Consider the following 20,011-nt stretch of genomic DNA (forward strand, 5'->3'; position numbering starts at 1 on the left):
ACTGTGACGGCCGCGTTGTCAACGGCTGGCTAAAGGATGTCTCGTGACTGCCGCGCACACGACGGTGAGACGCTAGCCGGGAGGCGAGGTCATGCGCCCCGGGAGGATGAGGTCATGGGCAACGAGGCGAGACGCGGTGCGGTGGCTGCGCTGATTGAGCTTGCGGGAAGCTCCGACTACCGCGACCGAGCTGACGCAGGCCGCGGTCTGGCGAGCTTGGTCGACGTACCTCAGGCCCGGGGAATGCTGTTGGACCTCCTACTCGACGCGGAGGATACGTTCGTCACCCGGGTAACGGCGGAGGCGCTGCTGCGGCGTCGGGACAAGACTGGCCTCGCGACGGTCGCCTTAGCACTTGGTACTGCCGACCCTGACCACGTCGACTGGATCGACGCAGCGGTAGTGGAAGTGTTGGGGGTGTTCGCCAGCGACCGGGATGCCGCTGTGCGCGAGTGTGAGGCGTTGACCAAGGACGCGGATGACCAAGTCCGCCACGGCGCTCATCGATTGATGGCGATGCTCACCGAGCTGAATCCGATCCTTCTCCCGGCGCAGAACGGATAGGGGGAGTCCTATGACGCGGCGGCTGTTTCCTCTGCGTCGCCGTCTTGCCGCGCCATTCGATCAGCGTAGGCGCGCTGCGACGGCACAAGTAGGCGCGAGAGGGCTGGTGCCGTTACGAAGCGCATTCGTGGCGCGGCCGAGGCGAGAACACGGCGAGGCCCCGGCGGCGGCCATCCTCAGAGAGTCGGCCGAGCTCGCCGGGGCCACGTCAGAGGGTCAGTGCGTGTGCGCGTCGGTGCGAGGGTCGACGTCGCTGCTGCGGCTGCCCGACTTCGCGAGGCCGCGGCTGATCGTGTAGCCGATGGTCAGCAGGGTGATGTACCACCACGCCTTGTCCGCGGCGAAGTAGTCCCCGCCGTCGTTCTTGGCGCCATCGCCGACCACGTACGACGCGATCAGCACGCCGATCACGGCGAGCACGTAAACGACCAGCTCGGTGGTCTTGAATGACGGCTTGGTCTCCTCACCGCGCAGGCGGTTGTGGGCACCTCGCGTGACGTCGTTGTGCATGGGGGTAGACGTAGCCATCTGAAAACCAACTCCTGAAGCTTCGGGGATCACTGCCGCCGGCCACCTGATCACCGGCGCTGCCGTGATCTACCCGGTTGCCAGGACCTTCACACTCGTCGAAGCTGCGAGGTGACAATGTCATAGATGCGGGACGGGGATCCGGCCCGCCCGCGACACCGGTCCGGACAACTGCGCGAACTATCGCCATACTCGCCGGAGGACGGCGACTGCGATGGTTGTCTGCGCCTGCTAACTGGCGTGGTCCGCAGGGCGACCCGCCAGGTGCCCACCCCGGTCAGCGCCGACGGCAGCACCGAACTGGGCGAGACGCTCGGCGGCGAGGATCACGAGTATGAGCTGGCGGAGGCCCCGCATCGCTCTAGCTCCGACGATGGCGGCCCTGGACGTGCGGGAGCAGAAGATCGTCACGCTGCGGTTCTACGGCAACCTGACCCAGTCGCAGATCGCCGAGCAGGTCGGCATCTCCCAGATGCCCGTCTCCCGGCTGCTCACCAAGGCGCTGGTCAAGATGCGCGGGCACTTGGACGTCGCTGCCTGATCCTCAGTTGCCCACCAGCGCAGACGGGTCACGATGTGCAGGTCAGGGTCAGCGCGGGTCGAGCACTGTCTCCGCCGGTGGATGGCCTGTGGTCCACTGCCGGTGCGGCACGGGATGTCGTCGCTGTGCCGTCTGGCGCCGGCGTGTCGGCTCTCGACCAGCAGGGCGTCGAAGTATCGGTCGGGGTCTTCGGTGACGGCCAGGCGGGTGGCGAGATCGACGAAGAGTTCTTCGCCGAGGCGGGTGCCGTCATCGGTGGAGCCTTCGATGACACCGTCGGCGGACAGCAGCAATCCCGCCACGGCGGGCACGGTGGCCACCGGTTCACGCCACGGGCCCCGTCCGGGTGCCAATCGGAGGCCGAGCCGTACGTTATCGCTGCGGAGTGTGGGCCGAGAGCGCGGTCGGTTCCGGACGCCGGCGGTTTGAGCCCGCTGCCGGCGCGCCGCCCCGCGGCGGGGCCCGGGCGCGACGGCGTCGGGGCGGCCCGCTCACTGCAGGTCTAGGACGACCTTGATGTCGTCCGGGCGGGCGTCCAGGGCCTGGGCGAAGTCGGCCAGCGGGAGCCGGCGGGTGATCAGGCGGGCCAGCCAGCCGGCGTCGGCCGCGGCCAGCGCTTCGGCGGCCGCGGCGTAGTGGGCCAGGTTGGCGTTGACGGAGCCGACGACCACGTCGTTCTCGAGCACCATCTCGCGGTTCGCGGTGCCGACGTCGACCGAGATCTTGTGCCCGACGGGTGAGACACCGGTGAGACAGACGACCCCGTACGCGGCGTTGCCGGTCAGCGCCCCGAAGACGACGCTCGGCACGCCGGTCGCCTCGATGACGATGTCCGGCTTGACCCGCGCGGCCACCTCGTTCATCTCGGCCGAGTGGTACTGCGCTCCGAGATCGCGGACCACCGGGGGCTTCGGCCCGTCGGTGGCCACGTCGAGGACGTGCACGTCCAGGCCCCGCTGCACGCCGAGCAGGGCAGCGAGCAGCCCGATCGGCCCGGCGCCGGTGACGAGGACGCGTTCGGGGGCGAACCACGACCGCCCGCCGACCTTCTCTACCTGTTCCCATGCCTTGGCGACCACCGACGCGGGTTCCATCAGGACGCCGGTCTCCGACAGGCCGGCGTCCAGCTTCACTGCGTAGTCCGGCTCCACGGTCCACAGCTGGCTGCCGTACCCGTCGAGCTGCTTGATGCCCCGCTCGGTGTACCGGCCGTTGCGGCACATGTCGAACTCGCCGCGGGCGCACGCACCGCACGGCTCCGGGTCGGGCCTGCGTACCACGCCCACGACGAGGTCACCGGCGGCGAAGCCGCTGTCGGCGGGTGCGCTGCGCACCCGGCCCAGCGACTCGTGTCCGAGCACGAGCCGGTCCCCGCCGTCCGGTGGCCAGCCGTACTCGCCCTCGGCGATCTCCCGGTCGGTCCCACAGACGCCCAGCGACAGGCCCTCGACCAGCAGCTCGCCGGGGCCGGGCTCCGGGTCCGGCACATCGCGTACGTCGGCGCTGTTCGCCTTGAGCGGTTCGACGGTCAACGCCCGCATCGCATCTCCCCATGGTCAGGTGAGCCGGCGCAGCACCCTGATGCTGCGGCCGGTCAGTTCGACGGTGTCCCCCGCCTGGATCACCTCGTCCGGGTTCGGCACCGCGTGCTCGGTGTCGACCTCGGTGGCCCATTGCTTGCCGTACCCCGCGTCGGGCACGGTGAACGGCAGCGGCTCGTGGTGGGCGTTGAACATCACCAGGAACGAGTCGTCCACGACGCGCTCGCCGCGCCGCCCGGGCTCGGTGATGGCGTCGCCGTTGAGGAACATGGTCACCGTACGGGCGTGGTCGACGTCCCAGTGCTCCTCGGCCATCTCCGTGCCGTCGAGGGTGAGCCAGGCGATGTCCGGCAGCGCCTCGCCGACGTCGCGGACCGGTGAGCCGCGCAGGAACCGCCGCCGCCGGAAGACCGGGTGCCGCCGTTGCAGCGTGATGAGTCGCCGGGTGAAGTCCAGCAGGTCGGCGTTCGCTTCGGCGAGGGACCAGTCGATCCAGGAGATTTCGTTGTCCTGGCAGTAGGCGTTGTTGTTGCCGCCCTGGGTACGGCCGAACTCGTCGCCGGCCAGCAACATCGGCACACCCTGGGAGAGCAGCAGCGTGACCAGCATGTTGCGCTGCTGGCGGGCCCGTACCTCGAGCACCTGCCGGTCCTCGGAGGGGCCTTCGGCGCCGCAGTTCCAGGACCGGTTGTGGCTCTCCCCGTCGTTGTTGTCCTCGCCGTTCGCCTCGTTGTGCTTCTCGTGGTACGACACCAGGTCGTTCAGGGTGAAGCCGTCGTGCGCGGTGACGAAGTTGATCGACGCCACCGGCCGCCGTCCGTCGTCCTGGTACAGGTCCGCCGAGCCGGTCAGCCGGGAGGTGAAGTCGGCCAACGTCGCGGGTTCGCCACGCCAGAAGTCGCGTACGGTGTCGCGGAACTTGCCGTTCCATTCGGTCCACGCCGGCGGGAAGTTGCCGACCTGGTAGCCGCCGTCGCCGATGTCCCACGGTTCCGCGATCAGCTTGACCTGCGACACGACCGGGTCCTGCTGGATCAGGTCGAAGAACGCCGACAGCTTGTCGACCTCGTGGAACTGTCGGGCCAGCGTGGCGGCGAGGTCGAAGCGGAAGCCGTCGACGTGCATCTCGGTGACCCAGTACCGCAGCGAGTCCATGATCATCTGCAGCGTGTGCGGGTTGCGCATCAGCAGGCTGTTGCCGGTGCCGGTGGTGTCCATGTAGTAGCGCGGGTCGTCGTCGACGAGCCGGTAGTAGGCCTGGTTGTCCAGCCCGCGAAAGCTCAGCGTGGGCCCCATGTGGTTGCCCTCGGCGGTGTGGTTGTAGACCACGTCGAGGATCACCTCGATGCCGGCGCTGTGCAGCTCGCGGACCATCGCGCGGAATTCCTGGACCTGCTCGCCCCGGGTGCCCCAGGCCGCGTACGCGTTGTGCGGCGCGAAGAATCCGATGCTGTTGTAGCCCCAGTAGTTGCGCAGGCCGCGTTCCAGCAGGTGGTTGTCCTGGACGAACTGGTGCACCGGCATGAGCTCCACGGCGGTGACGCCGAGCCCGCACAGGTGCTCGATCATCGCCGGGTGGCCGAGGCCGGCATAGGTGCCGCGCAGGTGCTCCGGCACTGCGGGATGCAGCCGGGTCAGGCCCTTGACGTGCGCCTCGTAGATGACCGTCTTGTGGTAAGGGATGCGCGGCGGGCGGTCGTTGCGCCAGTCGAAGTACGGGTTGACCACCACCGCCTTCATCATGTGCGGCCCGCTGTCCAGGTCGTTGCGCGCATCGGGGTCGCCGAAGCGGTACCCGAACAGCGCCTCGTCCCAGTCGATGTCGCCGTCGATCGCCTTCGCGTACGGGTCCAGCAGCAGCTTCGCCGGGTTGCACCGAAACCCCGCCGCCGGCTCGTACGGCCCGGACACGCGGTAGCCGTACCGAGTCCCGGCGCCGACGCCCGGGAGGTAGGCATGCCACACGAAGCCGTCCACCGACGTCAGCCGGTGCCGGGTCTCGGCCCCCGCGTCGTCGAACAGGCACAGTTCCACCACCTCCGCGGCCTCGCTGAACACCGCGAAGTTCGTGCCGGTGCCGTCGTAGTTCGCGCCCAGTGGATAGCTGCTCCCGGGCCAGATTTCCTGCCGCATGTCGCCCCCGTTTTCTGCGGCCGGAAGCCACCGGGCGTCCCTCAGCCCGCGCCACCGACGCCCGACGGTGACGGATACCCCGTCCTAAATGTCGAAAACATGCTAAATGCGAGTGGGATCCGGAGCAGCTGCGGTGTGCAGCACGAACAAGGTGCCTGCAGACACAGTCGGTCGTGTCGTCGACGAGCTCTTCGCGACCGTTGGCCCGGCGTTGGTGCGAAGCGGCGATCTGTCCCTCGTGCTCGCCGGACTGCAGCGTTTGCGCCGGCAGGGCACGGGTGCGACCCGGCAACGCGGCGTCCACCAGCGCACCGGCGACCTGCGCGCGGTACTGGCCGACCTCGCGGAACAAACTGCCCGAGGATGACCACGCCACCGCCCTCGTCAAGAGGGTCCGACGGCAGGGCGTGTCCCGTATGTATCGACCGGCTACACGGCGCTGTCCGCCGCCGTGCAGCCCCAGGGCGGCGCGCCGGACATCACGAGGAGGCGGCGGGCTGTGCGAGCAGTGTTGTCGCCAGCTCGTCCCAGGACGAGATCACGGTGGTGACCCCCGCATCGAGGAGTTCACGCCGCCGGGCGTCGCGTTCCTCCGGCCGGACGAACGTGATGTTGCCGACCGTGGGGATCCCGGCTGCGACGGCTGACTGCGCTCCCGGGACGGAGTCCTCGATCGCAAGGCACTGCTGCGGTACGAGGCCGAGTTGCTCGGCGGCGTACCGGTAGACCGCGGGGTCCGGCTTGCTGGTCGGCCGGGGGAGTGAGTCCTCGGCGCTGTACCGGCGCGGGGCGGGAATGAGCTCGTCGAGGTCGGTTGCGCGGAAACACTCGTCGAGCCGGGACAGCGCGCTAGAGCTGACCGCTGCGAACTGGTAACGCGGGGCAAGCCGGCGCAGCGGTTCCACGACGGCCGGGTCCGGGCTCAGCACCTGGCCCAGGTACTCGCTGACGACCTTCTTCTCTTCCGTGACCCAGTCGTCCAGCACCGTAGCCGTCAGCGCAGGTCGGCCCGAGCCGGCGTCGGCGCCAGGGTGCGACGCCGGTTCCACGGCGACGCCGTGGGCGATGGCCAGGTCGACCGCGGTGGTGCGGAAGTTCTTACCAGTAGTGGTCTTGAGCAGCTGCTCTGCGGTGTAGCTCACGTTTACGCCCAGGGAGGCGAGGAAGCGGTTGGTGACGTCGGCGGAGGCGACGAAGGCGGGCTCCTCGGAGGGGAACAGGTTGCCGTCCGCGTCGAGCAGCAGCACCTGCAGGTCGGCGGGGAACATGGGGTCGGTCATCAGCGGACTCCTCGCACGGACAGCCAGGTCTCGATGGTCTCGCGCGGCCCCGCCCGTAACGCTTCGGACGCGACGTGCAGGTCGCGGACGAACTCCGGGTTGTCGGCAAGGCTGTCGAAGACGTCTCGCACAGTGAGCAGCGGCCGCGGGTTCAGCCCGTCCTGCTGGGCCAGCGGGACGAGCTCGTCCTCGCGGGGCCCCTCGACCCGGATGGGATCGCCGGCGTAGTCCTCGCCCTGCAGGTAGCGGAACCAGCCGGCGACGGCCAGCGTGAGCAGCGGCACCGGGCGTCCCTGTTCCAGCGTCTCGGTGATCGAGGGCAACAGATAGGAGGGCACCTTTGTGGAGCCGCGCCGGCACAGCCGGGAAAGTTGATCGGCGATCTCCGGGTTGGCCAGCCGTTCCATCAGTGCCGCCTGGTATTTGTCGAGGTCGATGCCATCGACAGCAGGGAGAAGCGGCTTGATCTCGTCGACCAGAGCGGAAATGTACGCGGCGTAGGCGGGGTCGGCCATGACCTCGGCTGTCGTGCGGTAGCCGGCCAGGTAGCCGAGGTAGCCGAGCGCGCAGTGGCTGGCGTTGAGCAGCCGCTTCTTGGTCAGCTCGTAGGGGGCGACGTCCTCGACGAACTGCACGCCCACTTTCTCCAAGGGCGGCCGGTCGTTGCAGAAGCGGTCCTCGATGACCCACTGGGTGAACCGCTCGGTGATCACCGGCCAGCGGTCGTCGATGCCGAACGACCGGACGATCCGATCGCGCTCCTCCGGCGTGGTCTCCGGGGTGATGCGGTCGACCATGCTGCTCGGGAACGCGACGTGCTCGTCGATCCACCGGGCCAGCTCGGGGTCGCGCAGCTCGGCGAAGGACACGACCATGGTGCGGGCCGCGACACCGTTGCTGGGAATGTTGTCGCAGGACAGGACGGTGAACGGTGCCGCACCGGCGCGGCGGCGGCGGTCCAGTGCCTCCACCAGGTAGCCGAAGACGGTGTCGGGCCGGCCGGGGTCCTCGAGCTCGGAGGCGACCAGCGGGTCGTCGACGGAGAACTCGCCGTCAGATGTCAGGTTGTAGCCGTTACCGGTGATCGTCAGCGTGACCAGGCGGGTGGCGGGATCGCTGAGCGCGTCCAGCACGGCCGGCCGTTCGTCCGGCGCGTACAGGTAGCGGCCCATCGCCGCGACGACCCTCGCGGTGGTGCCGGCCCCGCTGCGTTCGACGACCAGGTACAGGCCGTCCTGAGCCTTCAGCACCTCACCCATCTGCGGGCTGTGCAGCCCGACACCGACCAGCCCCCAGTCAGCGGCCAACCCTCGGCGGGCCAGCTCGTCGAAGTACACGGCCTGATGGGCCCGGTGGAAACCGCCGACGCCGATGTGTACGACGCCCGGTCGTACGGTGCCCCGGTCGTACCCCGGTGCCTCGACACCGTCCGGGAGTACGGGCAGATTCGCGTTGTTCAGCGGCACCAGGTCGGTGATGGTCCCGGGCTGTTCCTGTGCAGGCATGATGATCCGTTCAAAGCAGGCGAGTCGGGGAGGGCGTGGGGCCCTGGCTACCCGCCGGAGCAGCGGATACACTGCATTTCATGCTTTATCCGGACCTAGTGGTCATGCGTCCGTGCCGGATCGTGATCGCTCGACCCCCGTCTCGGGACGTGCGCGGGCAGCCGTCATGACACCGCATCCCCACGCCCGGGCTGTCGCCGGTTCATGCACTCGGCCTCCGGTCTATCGAGCGGCGTCCGGATGTCCGGGCATGCCGGATCCACCGCCGCTGCCGCCGGACGCACCGCCTGCTGTGCCGGAGCCGTCCGGCGCAGTGACGATGTCGCTCTGAGGCATTTCCTCGGGCATCCGCTCGCTATCTACCTGACCGGCTGGGGTCCTCTCCTCGCGCTTGACGGCCGGGTCGGTGACCGGCTCACCTGTGGGATTTCGATCATTCGTCGTCATGCCGGCCGCGTACCCCCGAGCTGCCCGTTCACACGTGCCCGGTCGCATGGCGCGGTCAGCAAGCAGAGATGTCTCCCCTAGATCTCCGTGCTCGCCGGTCCTCTCCCCACCGTGCACCGCCCTGTCCATGGTGTTCACCCGAGCCGGGTTCGCCGTACATGCGACGACCAGTGGGGCGGACGCTCTGAGTAGTGCACATGCCCAACGCCCGGACGTCGTACTCACCGACCTCGAGCTGCCCGACATGACGGGGACACAGCTGTGTCAGGCCAACCGGCAAGGCTCGGGCCGTGACCGTCACCCACGACGACGGCCCGTCCCCGCTGGTCGTCCGAAGCACTCCGGGAGCCGCCGCTTGGTCGCCGCAGACAACGATCCACGCGGTCCTGCCGTGTGTGCACGCCGCGTCGATCAACCCAACGGCAAGGACATGCATCTCATCGAGGCCGTCGCCGACCGGGGGCGTCCGTCGCCACGACGTGTCCGAGGACGGCGAGGGTGCGCAGGAGCGGTCGGTGGCCCAGCCTGCGAAGTCCCATAGCGGTGGTCAGGCGGGGGTGTGCCACTTCCTGTGTGCTTGCCTGTCGCCCAGCCACTCGCCGAGTCGGCGCCGCAGCCGGCCACGACGATATCCGCCGTGCACCGCCCCGGCGGGTGGCGGCTCGAACAGCGATCCCGGACCCGGCTCCGCTTTGCCCTGCCTGGTCACGAACGTCGCGCTCCACCGGGCGACCAACGCCTCGGTGATATGCGGCGCGATCCGGTGGCCCACGAGTGCCAGGTGGGAGACCACACCGGCGGTCGCCTGTCTGCGCGGACGACCGGCGCACGCGAGGATCTTGGCAGCGAGGCGCTCCGGAGCGTACGCGGGCGGGATCGCGCGCAGTTGGCGGCCCGAATGGTTGGCGGCCCGCCGGAAGAACGGCGTGTCGACCGGCCCGGGCAGTATGAGGCAGACGTCTATCCGCCGATGGCGGGCCACCGCCTGCTGAAGGTTCAGGGCCAGCCCCCTGATGGCGAACTTGCTCATGGAGTAGAGCGGCACCATCGGATTGGGGAACAGCGACAGCAGCGACCCCACAAGCACGAGCGTGCCGTGGCCCTGCGCGCGGAATGTGTTCAAGGCTGCGCGGACGCACAGCACGGTGCCGAAGACGTTGGTGTCCACCAACCGGCGAATCTCGCCCACCGACTCGGAGCCCAGCGGCCCGGCGATGCCGACGGCCACCGCCTCGACCCAGACGTCGATCTGCCCGAACCGCTGCACAGCCAGCCGGGCCAACCGCTCGACCGCTTCCGGATCTGCGATGTCGGTCGGCACCACCAGCGCCTGGCCGCCTCGCGCCCGGCAGTCCCGTTCCACCTCCGCAAGCGCTTCGGCGCTGCGCGACGCCAGTACCAACCTGGCCCCTTCGGCAGCGAACGCCAACGCGGTCGCACGCCCGATCCCACTAGAGGCCCCCGTGACCAGCACCACGGCGTCACGGAAGGTTCTACGCTTCGCCATCACACCTCCCGCAACGCAGCAAGTTCGGAACCAACCGCCTACCCACGTACCGGACGATCACTCCGGGCGCATCACGGCAAGGTGACCAGTTCTCTTCTCTACCGCTCGGCCGGCGACCGGGCGAGATCGGGCCTGTTCCCGGGCGGGTACGGCCAGCGGCACGTCCGCCGCGACGGGTCACACCGAGTCGCAGCGTGCCGTTGGCCGAGCTCGGACGACCGCAAGACACAAGCCGCCGGCGATATCTGCCCCGGCCACCGCCGAACCCGGCTGTTCAGTCGGGTGAGTGCTTCCGGCTGGCTCTGGCCTGCTGCATGCGGCTCTTGAATTCGGTGTGACCGTTCGGGCAAACCACGAGCATCACCAGACCGGCAGAGACCACCGGATCCACCGTGCTTGATCCCGTCGCGCCGACCGGCATGGATGACGTGTCGACCCGCCGCCAGCGGGTTCGCGAATCAGCGGATCCGCTGGCGGCCGCACCGACCAGCCGAACGGGACGGACATCGCCGATGAACACCGGAAGCACATCCAAACGCTGCCACTGCCGCGACCGGGGAACCGGCAAACCGCTGGGCAGCACATGCCCGAAGCTGCGCCGAGGCAACAGCTGGAACCCCAATCACGGCCAATGGCAATACCAGATCGAACTGCCGCGGGCGGCGAACGGACGGCGTCGCCCGCTCCGCCGAGGCGGCTTCGACAGCCCAGCCGAAGCGGGCGACGTCCTGCGCCGCATCACCGACGTGACCGGTCTGCTGACGATGTTCATGACCAGCAGAGGCGGAGGCCGAGGCAAGAGAAAGAAGATCAAGGAAGGCACCCGCCGCTCCTACCAAGGCCACATCGACAACCACCTCATCCCGCACCTGGGCACGGTCCGCGCCGACCGGCTCACCGCCGGCCTCATCGAAGGCATGTTCGACAAGATCGAAGAACGCAACGACCGCCTCGACCTGTACCGCGCCAGCCCCGACCCGAAGAAGCAGCGCGAGGTCAAAGGGCTCCGCACCGGCGGTATCGCCACCCAGCACCGGATCCTCGCCACCCTGCGCGCCGCCTACAACTGGGCCATGCGACGCGGCATCGTCACAGTCAACCCGGCGAAGCTGGTCGAGATCGCCCCCGAGAAGGCACCCAAGAAGGCCCCGGACGCCCGCCGGGCTCCCGCAACCGGCGCACCGCGATCCGTCACGACGTGGGACTCATCCTGGTCACCGGCCAGGTACACCACCGGCCTGCCCATCACAAGAGGGGGCACCGAGCCTCGCCGGACTGGTTGAACGACAAGCTCAGTGGCTGTCCTTGAACCTGAAAGGTCATCGAGATGATGGTCCGGGCCCAGATGTTCGACCGGCCGGGTCGGGTCAGTCCAGCCAGGCGAGTCGGGCCACCCTATCGGCGACCGTGACCACCCTCGCCCGGAGCAGCGCGTCGTTGATCTTCAGGACCACGTGTTCCTTGCGGGCTGGGCACTGCTGGGCGCCGGACACCACGCAGGCTATCCGGGTCGGCTTGGCGGTGACCGGCTGGGCGCCGATGCTGGACCACAGAACCGCGTCGGTGCTGGTGCCGTCCCAGGTTCGGGCGGGGCGAGTGAAAACCAGGTGCTTGGCCAGCTCCGACTCCTGCATGCCGATGTCGGTGTAGGCGAAGTGGGCCTGCCGGTCCTGCACGGTGATACACCGGGCGATTGCCAGCAGCGGCTGATAAGAGCCGTCTATCCGCACCGCCACGTCGGCTCCCTCCGGTGGCGCGTGGTCGAGCACAGCGGCGAATCCGCCGACCGACACGTCGAGGGTGTGACCGACGCTCTCCACGGAGGTGTGGGGCCACCACACCGTCACCGGAAGGTTCAGCTCCCGTCGCGGGTACTGGCGCCGGTCGGTCTCATCATGGGCAGGGCGGCCCAGTCGAACCCATCCGTCGCCGACCGTCCGCACCGCCGCCCACCATCGGCTTACCGGCGGCGTGTGGATCAGCTGTACCACATCGAACGGACTGACCCCAAGATCACCTTTGACTTCGACGTCCAGGGTGCCGGTTGTCGGATCCGCCGCGATCAGGACGGCGGAAGCGCCGTTGACAGTGACCGTCGAACCGACCCGCTCTGCCCAGCTGTCCACCCGGTCAGCGTAGAACCGAGCAGGACCTTCTCGCGGGCGAAGCGACGCTACGGCGACCCTGTCGGTGGCGGCCAACACGGGCCGAGGTCCGCATGCGGCCGCCCCCGGCCGTCGCGGCTTCGCCTGGGTTCGACGGGCACGCCTGGCGTGAAGGCACATACGGCTGGTGGGGCCGCTCCGGCACCTTCGGGTAACCATCACCGTGACGCAACACCGCACGACAGCCGCAAGCCCCCTATCACCCCAAACCGCGCCCCACCTGCGGAACCAGGGTTGAGAGAGAACCACTCAGCAGACTGGGGCAGCGTCAGCGAGCGCGCAGCCTGGCCCGGACGGGCGGGATACCCCGTCACCTCGGTCTACCGCTCCTGGCGCGATGAGCGGACCGGATGGGAACGCGGGAACGCGGGCTCACCAAGCCACGGACCCGGGCGCCGACAGAACCATCCCAATATGTGAACTGGATCACGCAGAGATCACCGCGACGTGAATGTCGGCCCCTGTCGCCCGGTATGAACATCTCTAGATCACGCGCTCGTCCACAGGGGACAGAAAAATGGCCCTGACCAAACATGGAACGCCTGGTCAAGGCCATGATCACCTGTGCGCCGCGTAGGACTTGAACCTACAACCCGCGGATTAAGAGTAGATCGCAGGTGCCGAGTACCGGATTGAGCGCCTGCTCTTGATGTACCCCGTTGTCGGTCAATGTCGCTCGACGTCTGAAGGCTTGGCTGTACTGGTGGCTGTACCCGACGGACCTCAGCCAGAATCCCGAACCTGCTCAACCAGTCGCCGAGGTCTTGACGCTTAGCGGAATGGGGATGGTCGAGCAGAGGACATGACCTCCCACTTCTGCTCCCATGCGGGATTCGTGCCGACGGCAAGACGACGCATCCTGCCAGCAGCCCCGGGTACGGCCGCCGCGCCGCACCCGGGCGCCAGCCTCAGGCCGCGAGGTCACCGCCGACAGCGCCCCACAAGCTCGCGAACAGCTCGATCTGGACGTCGAGGTACTTTTCCACGTGCGCCAGACCCCGGGCAGGCAGGTGGTAATCCTTGCTGCGGCGCACGTCGACCACGCAAGGGGTCGCCCCGGGATGCAAAGCTGCCCTGTGCCGCCACATCAGGTAGAGCAGCACCTCCGCGGCAGGCCCGGCCAACGGCTCCTCGTACGGCCACAGGTACAAGACCTCCACCCGACCGTCGCGGCACCTCAGACCCAGCTGGGGCGCAACCTTGATGCTGAGCCCGCAACGAACCTCGATCGCCTTGCCGACCGGGACCACGGAGAGGCCGCCAGGGCCGCCCCGAGACTCGACGAACTGCTTGAACCCGCGTCCGAGCTGGCAGTAGTGCTCACCGAGCCTCTCTGATATCTTCCGCGCGCGCTGGTACGCAGCCCGCAGGTGCTCGAAGTCGGACTGCTCCAAGTCGCGGCGGGCCGCGTCGTAGAAGATCTGCCAGTACCAGGAGTTACCGCGACTCAGGCGGAGCATGTCCCTCACCATTTGGGGGTGGTGAGACGCCTGACTGTTGAGGATGCGGGCGAGCTGGGGTCCGGTGAGGTGGTGCCTCGGTCTGGCTGTCATAGGTGCTCCTTTGGTCGGCGCCTGGGTCACGCGCAGCAGGGCACGTGAGGCCCCCGCCCAAGGAGTCCCGAGTTGGATCGGACGGCCAACTGACCGAGCCTCTCCGCACTCGGTAAAGTCAGAACTTGGTACGCCCTGACCCGTCCCTGAGGCGGGAGCCCGGCCTCGTGAGTTCCAGCTCACGAGGCCGGTTCACGTTTCGAGGGGGTCAGCCTAGCGGACGGTAGTGGCGAGCGCACACCACGCGACAATTGCGCGTCCCAGCCGTCGCGCGGGCAAACCACCGATTCGCAGCTCAGATGGCGCATCCGGGACCTAGGGCTACTCGATGACCAGGGAGCGCCTACTGTCGAAAACCTCACGCTGCGCATTCAAGCTCGCTGGTCGGCGGCTGGCCGGTCGCAGGTAGATCATGGTGTCCCAATTGTTCGCTCTCGGCAGTATTCGAACCTGCGCTTCGCCTCCGGAGGGCGACGGCGAGGCCAGCATCGCCAAGCCGCTGAACAGGACAAGCATCAGTGGCCGGTGCTGCGGCCATGCCACTTGGCCGCCCATTTGCCGCCAGCAGAAATGTCTCGACGGATTTACAGTCCGCATGACCGAGTGCTACTGAGCTGCTCAAACGCTCTTACGGGCGCGGCTGTGGCCGCATATTCGCCGTGCGAGCGCCCACCTGTGGGCGTGGAGCCGCCAACCTTCCGACCTTCAGTCCGCGTGTCCGCTTGTCAGCCCGTGGCGTCCGCTCGGTTCCGGTTCGCGCCGACGATGGTCACGACCGGCGCGCGTTGTCGCCGGTTGGGATTCAGTCTCATCGGTTGTTCAGGCAGTGCGTGAGCAGCCTATGAGCAACTCGCACAGTCTGCGACCTCACCGGAAACTGCTCAATGAGATCTTGTTCAGGCTGTTCGAAGGACGAATGACTGATCGTGTCGTCTTCGAGCCCTACGGGTGACACCTACCGAACAGGCTACTGATCTTGATCTCTAGGACTCGCAGCCGCCGGTGTCTGCGGGCACTAGACGGCCGAGCTGGGGTCCCGGGTCCAGACGCCACCCAGGCGGCCACGTAGCGTCCTTCTGGCCACCCATTTTCACTACAGCATTCTTCAGGATTGGCGGGAAAATGTGATTGTAGGCGACATCACGGAACTGGGCTTGTTCGGTGAAGGTCGCTTTGGCAAATATGGCTTTTCTTTTGAAGGTGGCCCGATCAAAGAGCGGGCCATGGTTGAACGTCGCATTGTTGAACCAGGCGTCCTCGCCGAAGGTCGCCTTGGCGAAGCCAGTGGGACCGTTAAAGGTTGCTTCCACGAACCTCGCTATCGTGGTGAAAGTAGTCTCAATAAACGTCGCGAAACTGGTGAAGGTTGCCGCGGTGAAGTCGGCGTTTCCGTTGAAGACGGATTCGCCGAAGTCGGCATTCTCATTGAAGGTTGCCACGCGAAAATCTACTTCCCGGGCAAAATTCGCCTCGGCGAATTCGGCGGCGCCCATGAAAAAAGCATTGGTAAACTTTGCTGAGTCGGTGAAGGTAGTTTTTGAAAATTCCGCATGTCCCGCGAACATCACCTCACGGAACTGTGCAGAGCCGACGAAGGTAGTCTTCGTGAAGGTTGCATTGCGGAGGTTTCCTCCTACGAGCTCCCAGTCGACGAGGGTGGCGCCGGTGAGATCAAGGTCCAGGCAGGGCCAGAAGGGCTGATGCGGGCTTGCGGCAAGCGAAGCGGCCTGTTGGACGTCTATGTCGCTTGGCGTGCGCAGATGGGTGGTGAGGATGCGTTGCGCAGTCAGCCGGACCTGCAGTTCCTGATGTGGGCCGCGACCATCGGCAAATGCGGCGGCGTCCGATGACAGTGATGGGGCGTTCAGCGGCATTGGTGCCGCTGCCGTCTCGAACGCGCCGTCGTCCGGCAGGGCATAGGGCATGCGCAGGTAAGCGCACAAGACATTAACGATAGTTTGCCGCTGGCGGGGGTTGTTCTGCGCAACGCGCTCCAAGGCGTACAGGGCACCGAGGCGGACGGCGGCGTCGGTAGAGCCGAGCAGTTCGACCGCTTTGGTGTAGAGATCGGTGACGCGACGTTCGGCGGCGTCGTCGACAGTGTGTTCGTGGACATTCTCTTCGTGTCGTTGCCGTCGTAGGGCCAGTAATAGGGCAGCAGCAGCCCCGCCGGCGGCAACGGAGCCGAGCCCATACTTGATCGCCTCAATCTGCAGTTTGGCCCGCTCGGCGGGCGCACTCACATCGGCGGCGATGCCTAGCATCAGGACGAGGGTGCTGGCGCCAAGGGCGACTAGAACACCCGCGACGGCAAACAAGCCTTTATCGGTCAGCAGCCACGGCAACCGCCGCCGATCAGAGGTTGCTTCCGATTCTGCCGTCCGACGGTGATGCCCCCATCCCGCGGCCAACGCAATGAGCAGAACGGAAGCGGCGAGTGGGACCAGATGCTTCCCGAGAACCGCAGCTATGGACGGCCATGGCCACCGCCAAACTTGAAGCTCCGCCACTCCCACAACCATCACGATCGCAGCGGCGATACCAACCCGAACGCTACGGCGCTCCCACATACACGCATGGTGACGCACGGCGGGCCGCAAAGGCGGTGTTCGGGCGGATCCACGCGCTGCCGAATCGCGTGACCTATGGCGCGCGGCGGGGCCGCCGGCCAGTTACCGAGGCCGAGCTCGCTCGCGTCGCCGAACTCCACTCGCACCACACGCAACGACCTCGCTTACGCCTACGCGTCGGCGGGACGCCTCGACGACGCGATTTCCCTGTACGAGCGGGCCCTCGCTCATTGCGAGCGAGTGCACGGGATCGTGCATCCCACGACGAAGGTGATCCGCGGCAACCTCGCCGCCGTACGTGCCGCTCGGGGTACCTAGTTGGGCTATATCCCCGTATCGATTTCCCCGATTGCCGCGAGTGGCGGCGGGTGTCGCGGCATGTCGCGTTGGGCCGGCGTGATGGCCATAGCGACGAGGTGTGCGTGGCCAGGGGAGATCTAGGTTCTCGTACTCACGTGTCTCTATCGCCTAGGTTGGTAGGTTCTCAACCGGAACCGAGGGGGCGGTATGGAGACGCAGGTCGACCCGGCGGTCTTGGATGCGGCTGCCGGCAAGTGCGGGGATCTGGGGCAGCGGCTGGGTCAGGCGGTGGCCGCGGTGCAGCCGGACAGTCGCGCGGCGGTTGCAGGGTTGGGCAGCGGGTTCCTGCTGCGCTCGGCGCTGGAGCGGGTGCTTGCCTCCCGGGTCGACGAGTTCGGCAAGTTCGAGCGTTACCTCGGCAAGGTCGGAGAGGCGCTGACGGCTACCGCGGCCGACTATCGGCGCAGCGACGAGGTCAGTGCGGACCGGTTCGCGTTCCTGCGGGAAGGCTGACCGCTGATGGTGACCGTCGGAGAGCTTCGCGACGCCCAGCTCAGCAGCCTGGACGCGGCGGCGGATGCCTGGATCGCCTTCGGCAAGCAGGCGGAGGATTGGTCCGGCGACACGTCCGCGGAGCTGATCGGCCCGCTGCGGGCATCGCCGTGGGCCGGGCCGGCCGCGGACGCCGCGTTCAGCCTGCTGGACAAGGTTGATGACGAGTTCGAGGTGGCGGCCATGCAGGTCCGTACCGTCGGCTCCCTGCTGGCCGGGGCTGCGGACGAGCTTCGCGGCCTGCAGCGGCAACTACAGACGGTGCTCGACGAGGCGGCCGGGCAGGGCTTCACCGTGGGAGACGACGGCAGGGTCATCCCGCCGCCGCAGACGTACGCCGAGATCCACGACCCGGACGCCGCGCTGATCGTGCGGCAGCGCATGGACGTCGCCCGCGATCTCGCCCAGCGCGTCGGTGACATCCTGACCACGGCCACCGAGACGGACAGCCGCTGCGCGCGAGCGCTCGGCGAGCTGACCACTCTCGTGTTCGGGCAGGAACCGTACGAGTACGGCAACGCCAGCGACGACGCCCGCGCCGCCGCCGAAGCGCTCGGCCTGACCGATGCCTCGATTCCAGCGGCCGGCACCGACCCGCGGCAGGTCAACAACTGGTGGAAGACCCTCACCCCGGAGCAACAGCAGCTCTACCTGACCGCCTACCCAGCCCGGTTCGGCGCCCTGGACGGCATGCCGTCGGGCGACCGGGACTTCGCCAACCGCCTCGCGCTGCGCGACTACATCGGCGACAACGTCAACAACCGGCTCGATCGCGGCAACGACCAGCACGACCGGGCGCTGATGCTGCTCGACAAGCTGGAACGCTCCGAGCAAGGCCCCGAGAGCAAGCGGCTGTACCTGCTCACCATCGACCCGGTCGGGGACGGCAAGGCCGCCGTCGCGGTCGGCAACCCGGACACCGCCGACCGGGCCGCCGTCCTCGTCCCGGGTGTCGGCACCGAACTGGACGACATCCGGGGCCTGATCGGCCGGGCCAGCGACATCCAGAGCCAGGCCGCGCTGATGGACCCGACCAGTCAGGTCGCGGTCATCGGCTGGCTCGGCTACGACACCCCCTCACTCGACGAGGACATCGTCACCGCCACCAGCGGCGGCAAGTCCCGCGCCGGCGCCGTCGCTCTGGACGGGTTCGTCAACGGTCTGCACGCCAGCCACGACGGCCCGGCGCACATCACCGCGATCGGGCACAGCTACGGCAGCACGGTACTCGGTGAGGCCGCCAGCACCGGCGACGGCCTGGCCGTCAAAGACCTGGTCGCGCTGGGCAGCCCCGGCATGCGCGTCGACAACGCCGCCGAGTTCACCACGCCTGTCGATCACGTGTGGGCCGGCGCTGCCGCCGATGACAACTTCGTCGCCCGCCCGGAGAATACGGCCAGGAAGATCCCGATCCCGTTCCTCAACGACTGGATCGGTGACGCCGCGAACGAGGGCATCCACGGTCCCGGGCCGCACTACCCCGAATTCGGCGGCAACGTGCTGCGCATCGACACCCACGGCCACTCCGGATACTGGGATGCGAACTCGATCAGCCTGCAGAGCCAGGCCGCGATCGTCCTCGGCGACTACGAACTCGCACCGCTGACCGCCGGGAAGGCACCCTCATGACACGCCGCGCAGGGATCGCCCTCGTCACCGCACTGCTGCTCGCCGCGAGCGGCTGCAGCTCCACCGACGACCAGCCCGGCGGCAAGGAGGCCCCGTTGCAAACCAAGACGAAAGCCGACGTGGAAGCGCTTGCCCGTCAGCAGTTCGAGACCATCGCCCAGCTCGCCGGCGGTGAACTGACCAACTGGGAAGCCCGCACCACCGCCTGCCAGGGACAGAACGGCGAGATCGCCGACGACGGCCGATGGAACCTGACCGCGTTCGCCGCGGTGAAGCTCCCGGCGGACAAGCACGTCGCCGCGCTGCGCGCCGTCCACGACAAATGGCAGGCTCAAGGCTGGGAGATCGCTGACTACCGCACCCTGTCCGATGGCGCGCGGGGCACGCTGTCCGGACGTGACCCGGCGTCGGGCAACAGCATCTCCCTGGCCAGCAGCAAACCACCCGTGCAGATCGCGATGAACCTTGGCAGCGCCTGCTACCAGCCCGCACCAGGCGAAGATCCCGCCAATAGCTGAGGAGCTCGCCGTCAGCCGGGCGCCCGGAGGGCGACATTCTCCTGGCCGGTGCGATGGGGAGTGGCGGCGGCCCGGTCCAAGGAGGGTGCGGATGACACCCATTGCCGCATTGCTTCCGCCTGGCCGGGCCCGCCATCACACCTACTGTGACCTGCGGAATCACCCGCGCCAAGAGGCTTGGGCGAACTACAACCGGGTAGTTTGATCAATCCGCGGCATGAGGCTTGTGGGACGGGATTCCCTCACCCGAGGCCGAGGACCAGGCCCTCGGCGGCAACCATGCCCACCGCGCTGGTCCACCACCACGCGGTCCCGTTGACGTACAGGCACGGCGCGGACGCGGTGATGTCGTCACGCAGCACCTCCACCCGTACGCCCGGCATGAGCAACCGCACCACTCGGCCGTCGGTGAACGGCAGGTCCCAGCCGAACCGACCATCGCGGTCCGGCCCCGGGTCACGCACGGGATCACCGACGAGGCCGGCGACGCGCCGCTTGAACGGCTCGGCCTCCATCTCGGCCGCGCGCCTGCGAACTTCGGCCAGGAACACGTCGAGCGCGGCAACCGCCAGCGCCTCGCTCGCGTTCTCTGCGGGCGTTGTGCCCGGGTTGATGACCCCGCCCGTGTTGATCATGCAGTGACCGTAGCCGCTCAGGGCAGGTGTTTGCGCTGCTGGT

The 20,011-nt window shown here is 67.9% G+C and carries 18 protein-coding genes and 1 pseudogene; 9 read left to right on the plus strand and 10 right to left on the minus strand.

Translation table 11 applies throughout. The features are described from left to right. The first annotated feature begins 114 nt into the window (after positions 1 to 114). A complete protein-coding gene (locus IEY99_RS26885) occupies positions 115 to 564 on the plus strand; it encodes a hypothetical protein (RefSeq protein ID WP_189206878.1) in 450 nt (149 codons plus the stop codon). Positions 565 to 780: 216 nt separating this feature from the next. On the opposite strand, the gene IEY99_RS26890 is transcribed toward IEY99_RS26885, so the two are convergent. Then, the gene (locus IEY99_RS26890; protein WP_189206879.1) at positions 781 to 1,092 is read right to left on the minus strand and encodes a hypothetical protein; all 312 of its coding nucleotides are present in this window, start codon (positions 1,090 to 1,092) and stop codon (positions 781 to 783) included. Between the two features lie 270 nt (positions 1,093 to 1,362). Here IEY99_RS26890 and IEY99_RS26895 point away from each other — a divergent pair. Beyond that, positions 1,363 to 1,633, plus strand: a pseudogene (locus IEY99_RS26895) (sigma-70 family RNA polymerase sigma factor); the annotation flags it as partial. A 491-nt stretch (positions 1,634 to 2,124) separates the two neighbouring features. Here IEY99_RS26895 and IEY99_RS26900 read toward each other — a convergent pair. Both IEY99_RS26900 and glgX read right to left on the minus strand, forming a co-directional pair. Beyond that, positions 2,125 to 3,174, minus strand: a complete 1,050-nt coding sequence (locus IEY99_RS26900; protein ID WP_189206880.1) for a glucose 1-dehydrogenase — start codon at positions 3,172 to 3,174, stop codon at positions 2,125 to 2,127. Between the two features lie 15 nt (positions 3,175 to 3,189). Further along, a complete protein-coding gene (gene glgX, locus IEY99_RS26905; RefSeq protein WP_189206881.1) occupies positions 3,190 to 5,307 on the minus strand; it encodes a glycogen debranching protein GlgX in 2,118 nt (705 codons plus the stop codon). 151 nt (positions 5,308 to 5,458) lie between these two features. Here glgX and IEY99_RS26910 point away from each other — a divergent pair, with 151 nt between their 5' ends. After that, the gene (locus tag IEY99_RS26910) at positions 5,459 to 5,674 is read left to right on the plus strand and encodes a hypothetical protein (RefSeq protein WP_189206882.1); all 216 of its coding nucleotides are present in this window, start codon (positions 5,459 to 5,461) and stop codon (positions 5,672 to 5,674) included. Between the two features lie 112 nt (positions 5,675 to 5,786). Here the strand turns inward: IEY99_RS26910 and IEY99_RS26915 are convergent, their stop codons facing one another. Then, positions 5,787 to 6,587, minus strand: coding sequence for an HAD family hydrolase (locus IEY99_RS26915; RefSeq protein ID WP_189206883.1), 801 nt, complete (start codon positions 6,585 to 6,587; stop codon positions 5,787 to 5,789). Continuing rightward, the gene (locus IEY99_RS26920; protein ID WP_189206884.1) at positions 6,587 to 8,092 is read right to left on the minus strand and encodes a mannitol dehydrogenase family protein; all 1,506 of its coding nucleotides are present in this window, start codon (positions 8,090 to 8,092) and stop codon (positions 6,587 to 6,589) included. The genes IEY99_RS26915 and IEY99_RS26920 overlap by 1 nt, the downstream gene beginning before the upstream one ends. 574 nt (positions 8,093 to 8,666) lie before the next feature. Here IEY99_RS26920 and IEY99_RS35305 point away from each other — a divergent pair. Further along, the gene (locus IEY99_RS35305; protein ID WP_189206885.1) at positions 8,667 to 9,080 is read left to right on the plus strand and encodes a response regulator; all 414 of its coding nucleotides are present in this window, start codon (positions 8,667 to 8,669) and stop codon (positions 9,078 to 9,080) included. 6 nt (positions 9,081 to 9,086) lie between these two features. Here the strand turns inward: IEY99_RS35305 and IEY99_RS26930 are convergent, their stop codons facing one another. Continuing rightward, on the minus strand, positions 9,087 to 10,046 hold the full coding sequence (locus tag IEY99_RS26930; protein WP_189206886.1) for an SDR family NAD(P)-dependent oxidoreductase: 960 nt from the start codon (positions 10,044 to 10,046) through the stop codon (positions 9,087 to 9,089). A 392-nt stretch (positions 10,047 to 10,438) separates the two neighbouring features. Between IEY99_RS26930 and IEY99_RS26935 the strand changes: the two genes are divergently transcribed. Continuing rightward, positions 10,439 to 11,329, plus strand: a complete 891-nt coding sequence (locus tag IEY99_RS26935; RefSeq protein WP_189206887.1) for a site-specific integrase — start codon at positions 10,439 to 10,441, stop codon at positions 11,327 to 11,329. Positions 11,330 to 11,413: 84 nt separating this feature from the next. Here IEY99_RS26935 and IEY99_RS26940 read toward each other — a convergent pair whose 3' ends face one another. From IEY99_RS26940 to IEY99_RS26950, 3 genes are all read right to left on the minus strand, one after another. Beyond that, positions 11,414 to 12,172 (minus strand): PilZ domain-containing protein, encoded by a 759-nt coding sequence (locus IEY99_RS26940; protein ID WP_189206888.1) that lies wholly within the window; start codon positions 12,170 to 12,172, stop codon positions 11,414 to 11,416. 947 nt (positions 12,173 to 13,119) lie between these two features. Continuing rightward, positions 13,120 to 13,671, minus strand: a complete 552-nt coding sequence (locus IEY99_RS26945) for a hypothetical protein (RefSeq protein WP_189206889.1) — start codon at positions 13,669 to 13,671, stop codon at positions 13,120 to 13,122. Positions 13,672 to 14,747: 1,076 nt separating this feature from the next. Then, on the minus strand, positions 14,748 to 16,334 hold the full coding sequence (locus IEY99_RS26950) for a pentapeptide repeat-containing protein (RefSeq protein ID WP_194505979.1): 1,587 nt from the start codon (positions 16,332 to 16,334) through the stop codon (positions 14,748 to 14,750). 75 nt (positions 16,335 to 16,409) lie between these two features. Here IEY99_RS26950 and IEY99_RS35310 point away from each other — a divergent pair, with 75 nt between their 5' ends. The 4 genes from IEY99_RS35310 to IEY99_RS26970 all read left to right on the plus strand — a co-directional run bounded on the left by IEY99_RS35310 (position 16,410) and on the right by IEY99_RS26970 (position 19,333). After that, the gene (locus IEY99_RS35310) at positions 16,410 to 16,652 is read left to right on the plus strand and encodes a tetratricopeptide repeat protein (RefSeq protein WP_189206891.1); all 243 of its coding nucleotides are present in this window, start codon (positions 16,410 to 16,412) and stop codon (positions 16,650 to 16,652) included. 189 nt (positions 16,653 to 16,841) lie between these two features. Further along, a complete protein-coding gene (locus IEY99_RS26960; protein ID WP_189206892.1) occupies positions 16,842 to 17,147 on the plus strand; it encodes a type VII secretion target in 306 nt (101 codons plus the stop codon). Positions 17,148 to 17,153: 6 nt separating this feature from the next. After that, the gene (locus IEY99_RS26965; protein ID WP_189206893.1) at positions 17,154 to 18,815 is read left to right on the plus strand and encodes an alpha/beta hydrolase; all 1,662 of its coding nucleotides are present in this window, start codon (positions 17,154 to 17,156) and stop codon (positions 18,813 to 18,815) included. Further along, complete coding sequence (locus IEY99_RS26970) at positions 18,812 to 19,333, plus strand: hypothetical protein (RefSeq protein ID WP_189206894.1); 522 nt, start codon at positions 18,812 to 18,814, stop codon at positions 19,331 to 19,333. Before IEY99_RS26965 ends, IEY99_RS26970 begins: the two co-directional genes overlap by 4 nt. A 242-nt stretch (positions 19,334 to 19,575) precedes the next feature. Here the strand turns inward: IEY99_RS26970 and IEY99_RS26975 are convergent, their stop codons facing one another. Beyond that, positions 19,576 to 19,968, minus strand: coding sequence for a hypothetical protein (locus IEY99_RS26975; RefSeq protein ID WP_189206895.1), 393 nt, complete (start codon positions 19,966 to 19,968; stop codon positions 19,576 to 19,578). Between the last annotated feature and the right edge of the window lie 43 nt (positions 19,969 to 20,011).

This window comes from Couchioplanes azureus, from assembly GCF_014648355.1.
In the GTDB taxonomy this organism is placed as follows: domain Bacteria; phylum Actinomycetota; class Actinomycetes; order Mycobacteriales; family Micromonosporaceae; genus Actinoplanes; species Actinoplanes azureus.

Coding starts and splice junctions, on each gene's coding strand:
- IEY99_RS26885 (WP_189206878.1), top strand. CDS start 115: ATGGGCAACGAGGCGAGACGCGGTGCGGTGGCTGCGCTGATTGAGCTT.
- IEY99_RS26920 (WP_189206884.1), bottom strand. CDS start 8,092: ATGCCTGCACAGGAACAGCCCGGGACCATCACCGACCTGGTGCCGCTG.
- IEY99_RS26950 (WP_194505979.1), bottom strand. CDS start 16,334: ATGTGGGAGCGCCGTAGCGTTCGGGTTGGTATCGCCGCTGCGATCGTG.
- IEY99_RS26915 (WP_189206883.1), bottom strand. CDS start 6,587: ATGACCGACCCCATGTTCCCCGCCGACCTGCAGGTGCTGCTGCTCGAC.
- glgX (WP_189206881.1), bottom strand. CDS start 5,307: ATGCGGCAGGAAATCTGGCCCGGGAGCAGCTATCCACTGGGCGCGAAC.
- IEY99_RS26890 (WP_189206879.1), bottom strand. CDS start 1,092: ATGGCTACGTCTACCCCCATGCACAACGACGTCACGCGAGGTGCCCAC.
- IEY99_RS26945 (WP_189206889.1), bottom strand. CDS start 13,671: ATGCTCCGCCTGAGTCGCGGTAACTCCTGGTACTGGCAGATCTTCTAC.
- IEY99_RS35310 (WP_189206891.1), top strand. CDS start 16,410: ATGGCGCGCGGCGGGGCCGCCGGCCAGTTACCGAGGCCGAGCTCGCTC.
- IEY99_RS26930 (WP_189206886.1), bottom strand. CDS start 10,046: ATGGCGAAGCGTAGAACCTTCCGTGACGCCGTGGTGCTGGTCACGGGG.
- IEY99_RS26970 (WP_189206894.1), top strand. CDS start 18,812: ATGACACGCCGCGCAGGGATCGCCCTCGTCACCGCACTGCTGCTCGCC.
- IEY99_RS26975 (WP_189206895.1), bottom strand. CDS start 19,968: ATGATCAACACGGGCGGGGTCATCAACCCGGGCACAACGCCCGCAGAG.
- IEY99_RS35305 (WP_189206885.1), top strand. CDS start 8,667: ATGGTGTTCACCCGAGCCGGGTTCGCCGTACATGCGACGACCAGTGGG.
- IEY99_RS26960 (WP_189206892.1), top strand. CDS start 16,842: ATGGAGACGCAGGTCGACCCGGCGGTCTTGGATGCGGCTGCCGGCAAG.
- IEY99_RS26900 (WP_189206880.1), bottom strand. CDS start 3,174: ATGCGGGCGTTGACCGTCGAACCGCTCAAGGCGAACAGCGCCGACGTA.
- IEY99_RS26965 (WP_189206893.1), top strand. CDS start 17,154: ATGGTGACCGTCGGAGAGCTTCGCGACGCCCAGCTCAGCAGCCTGGAC.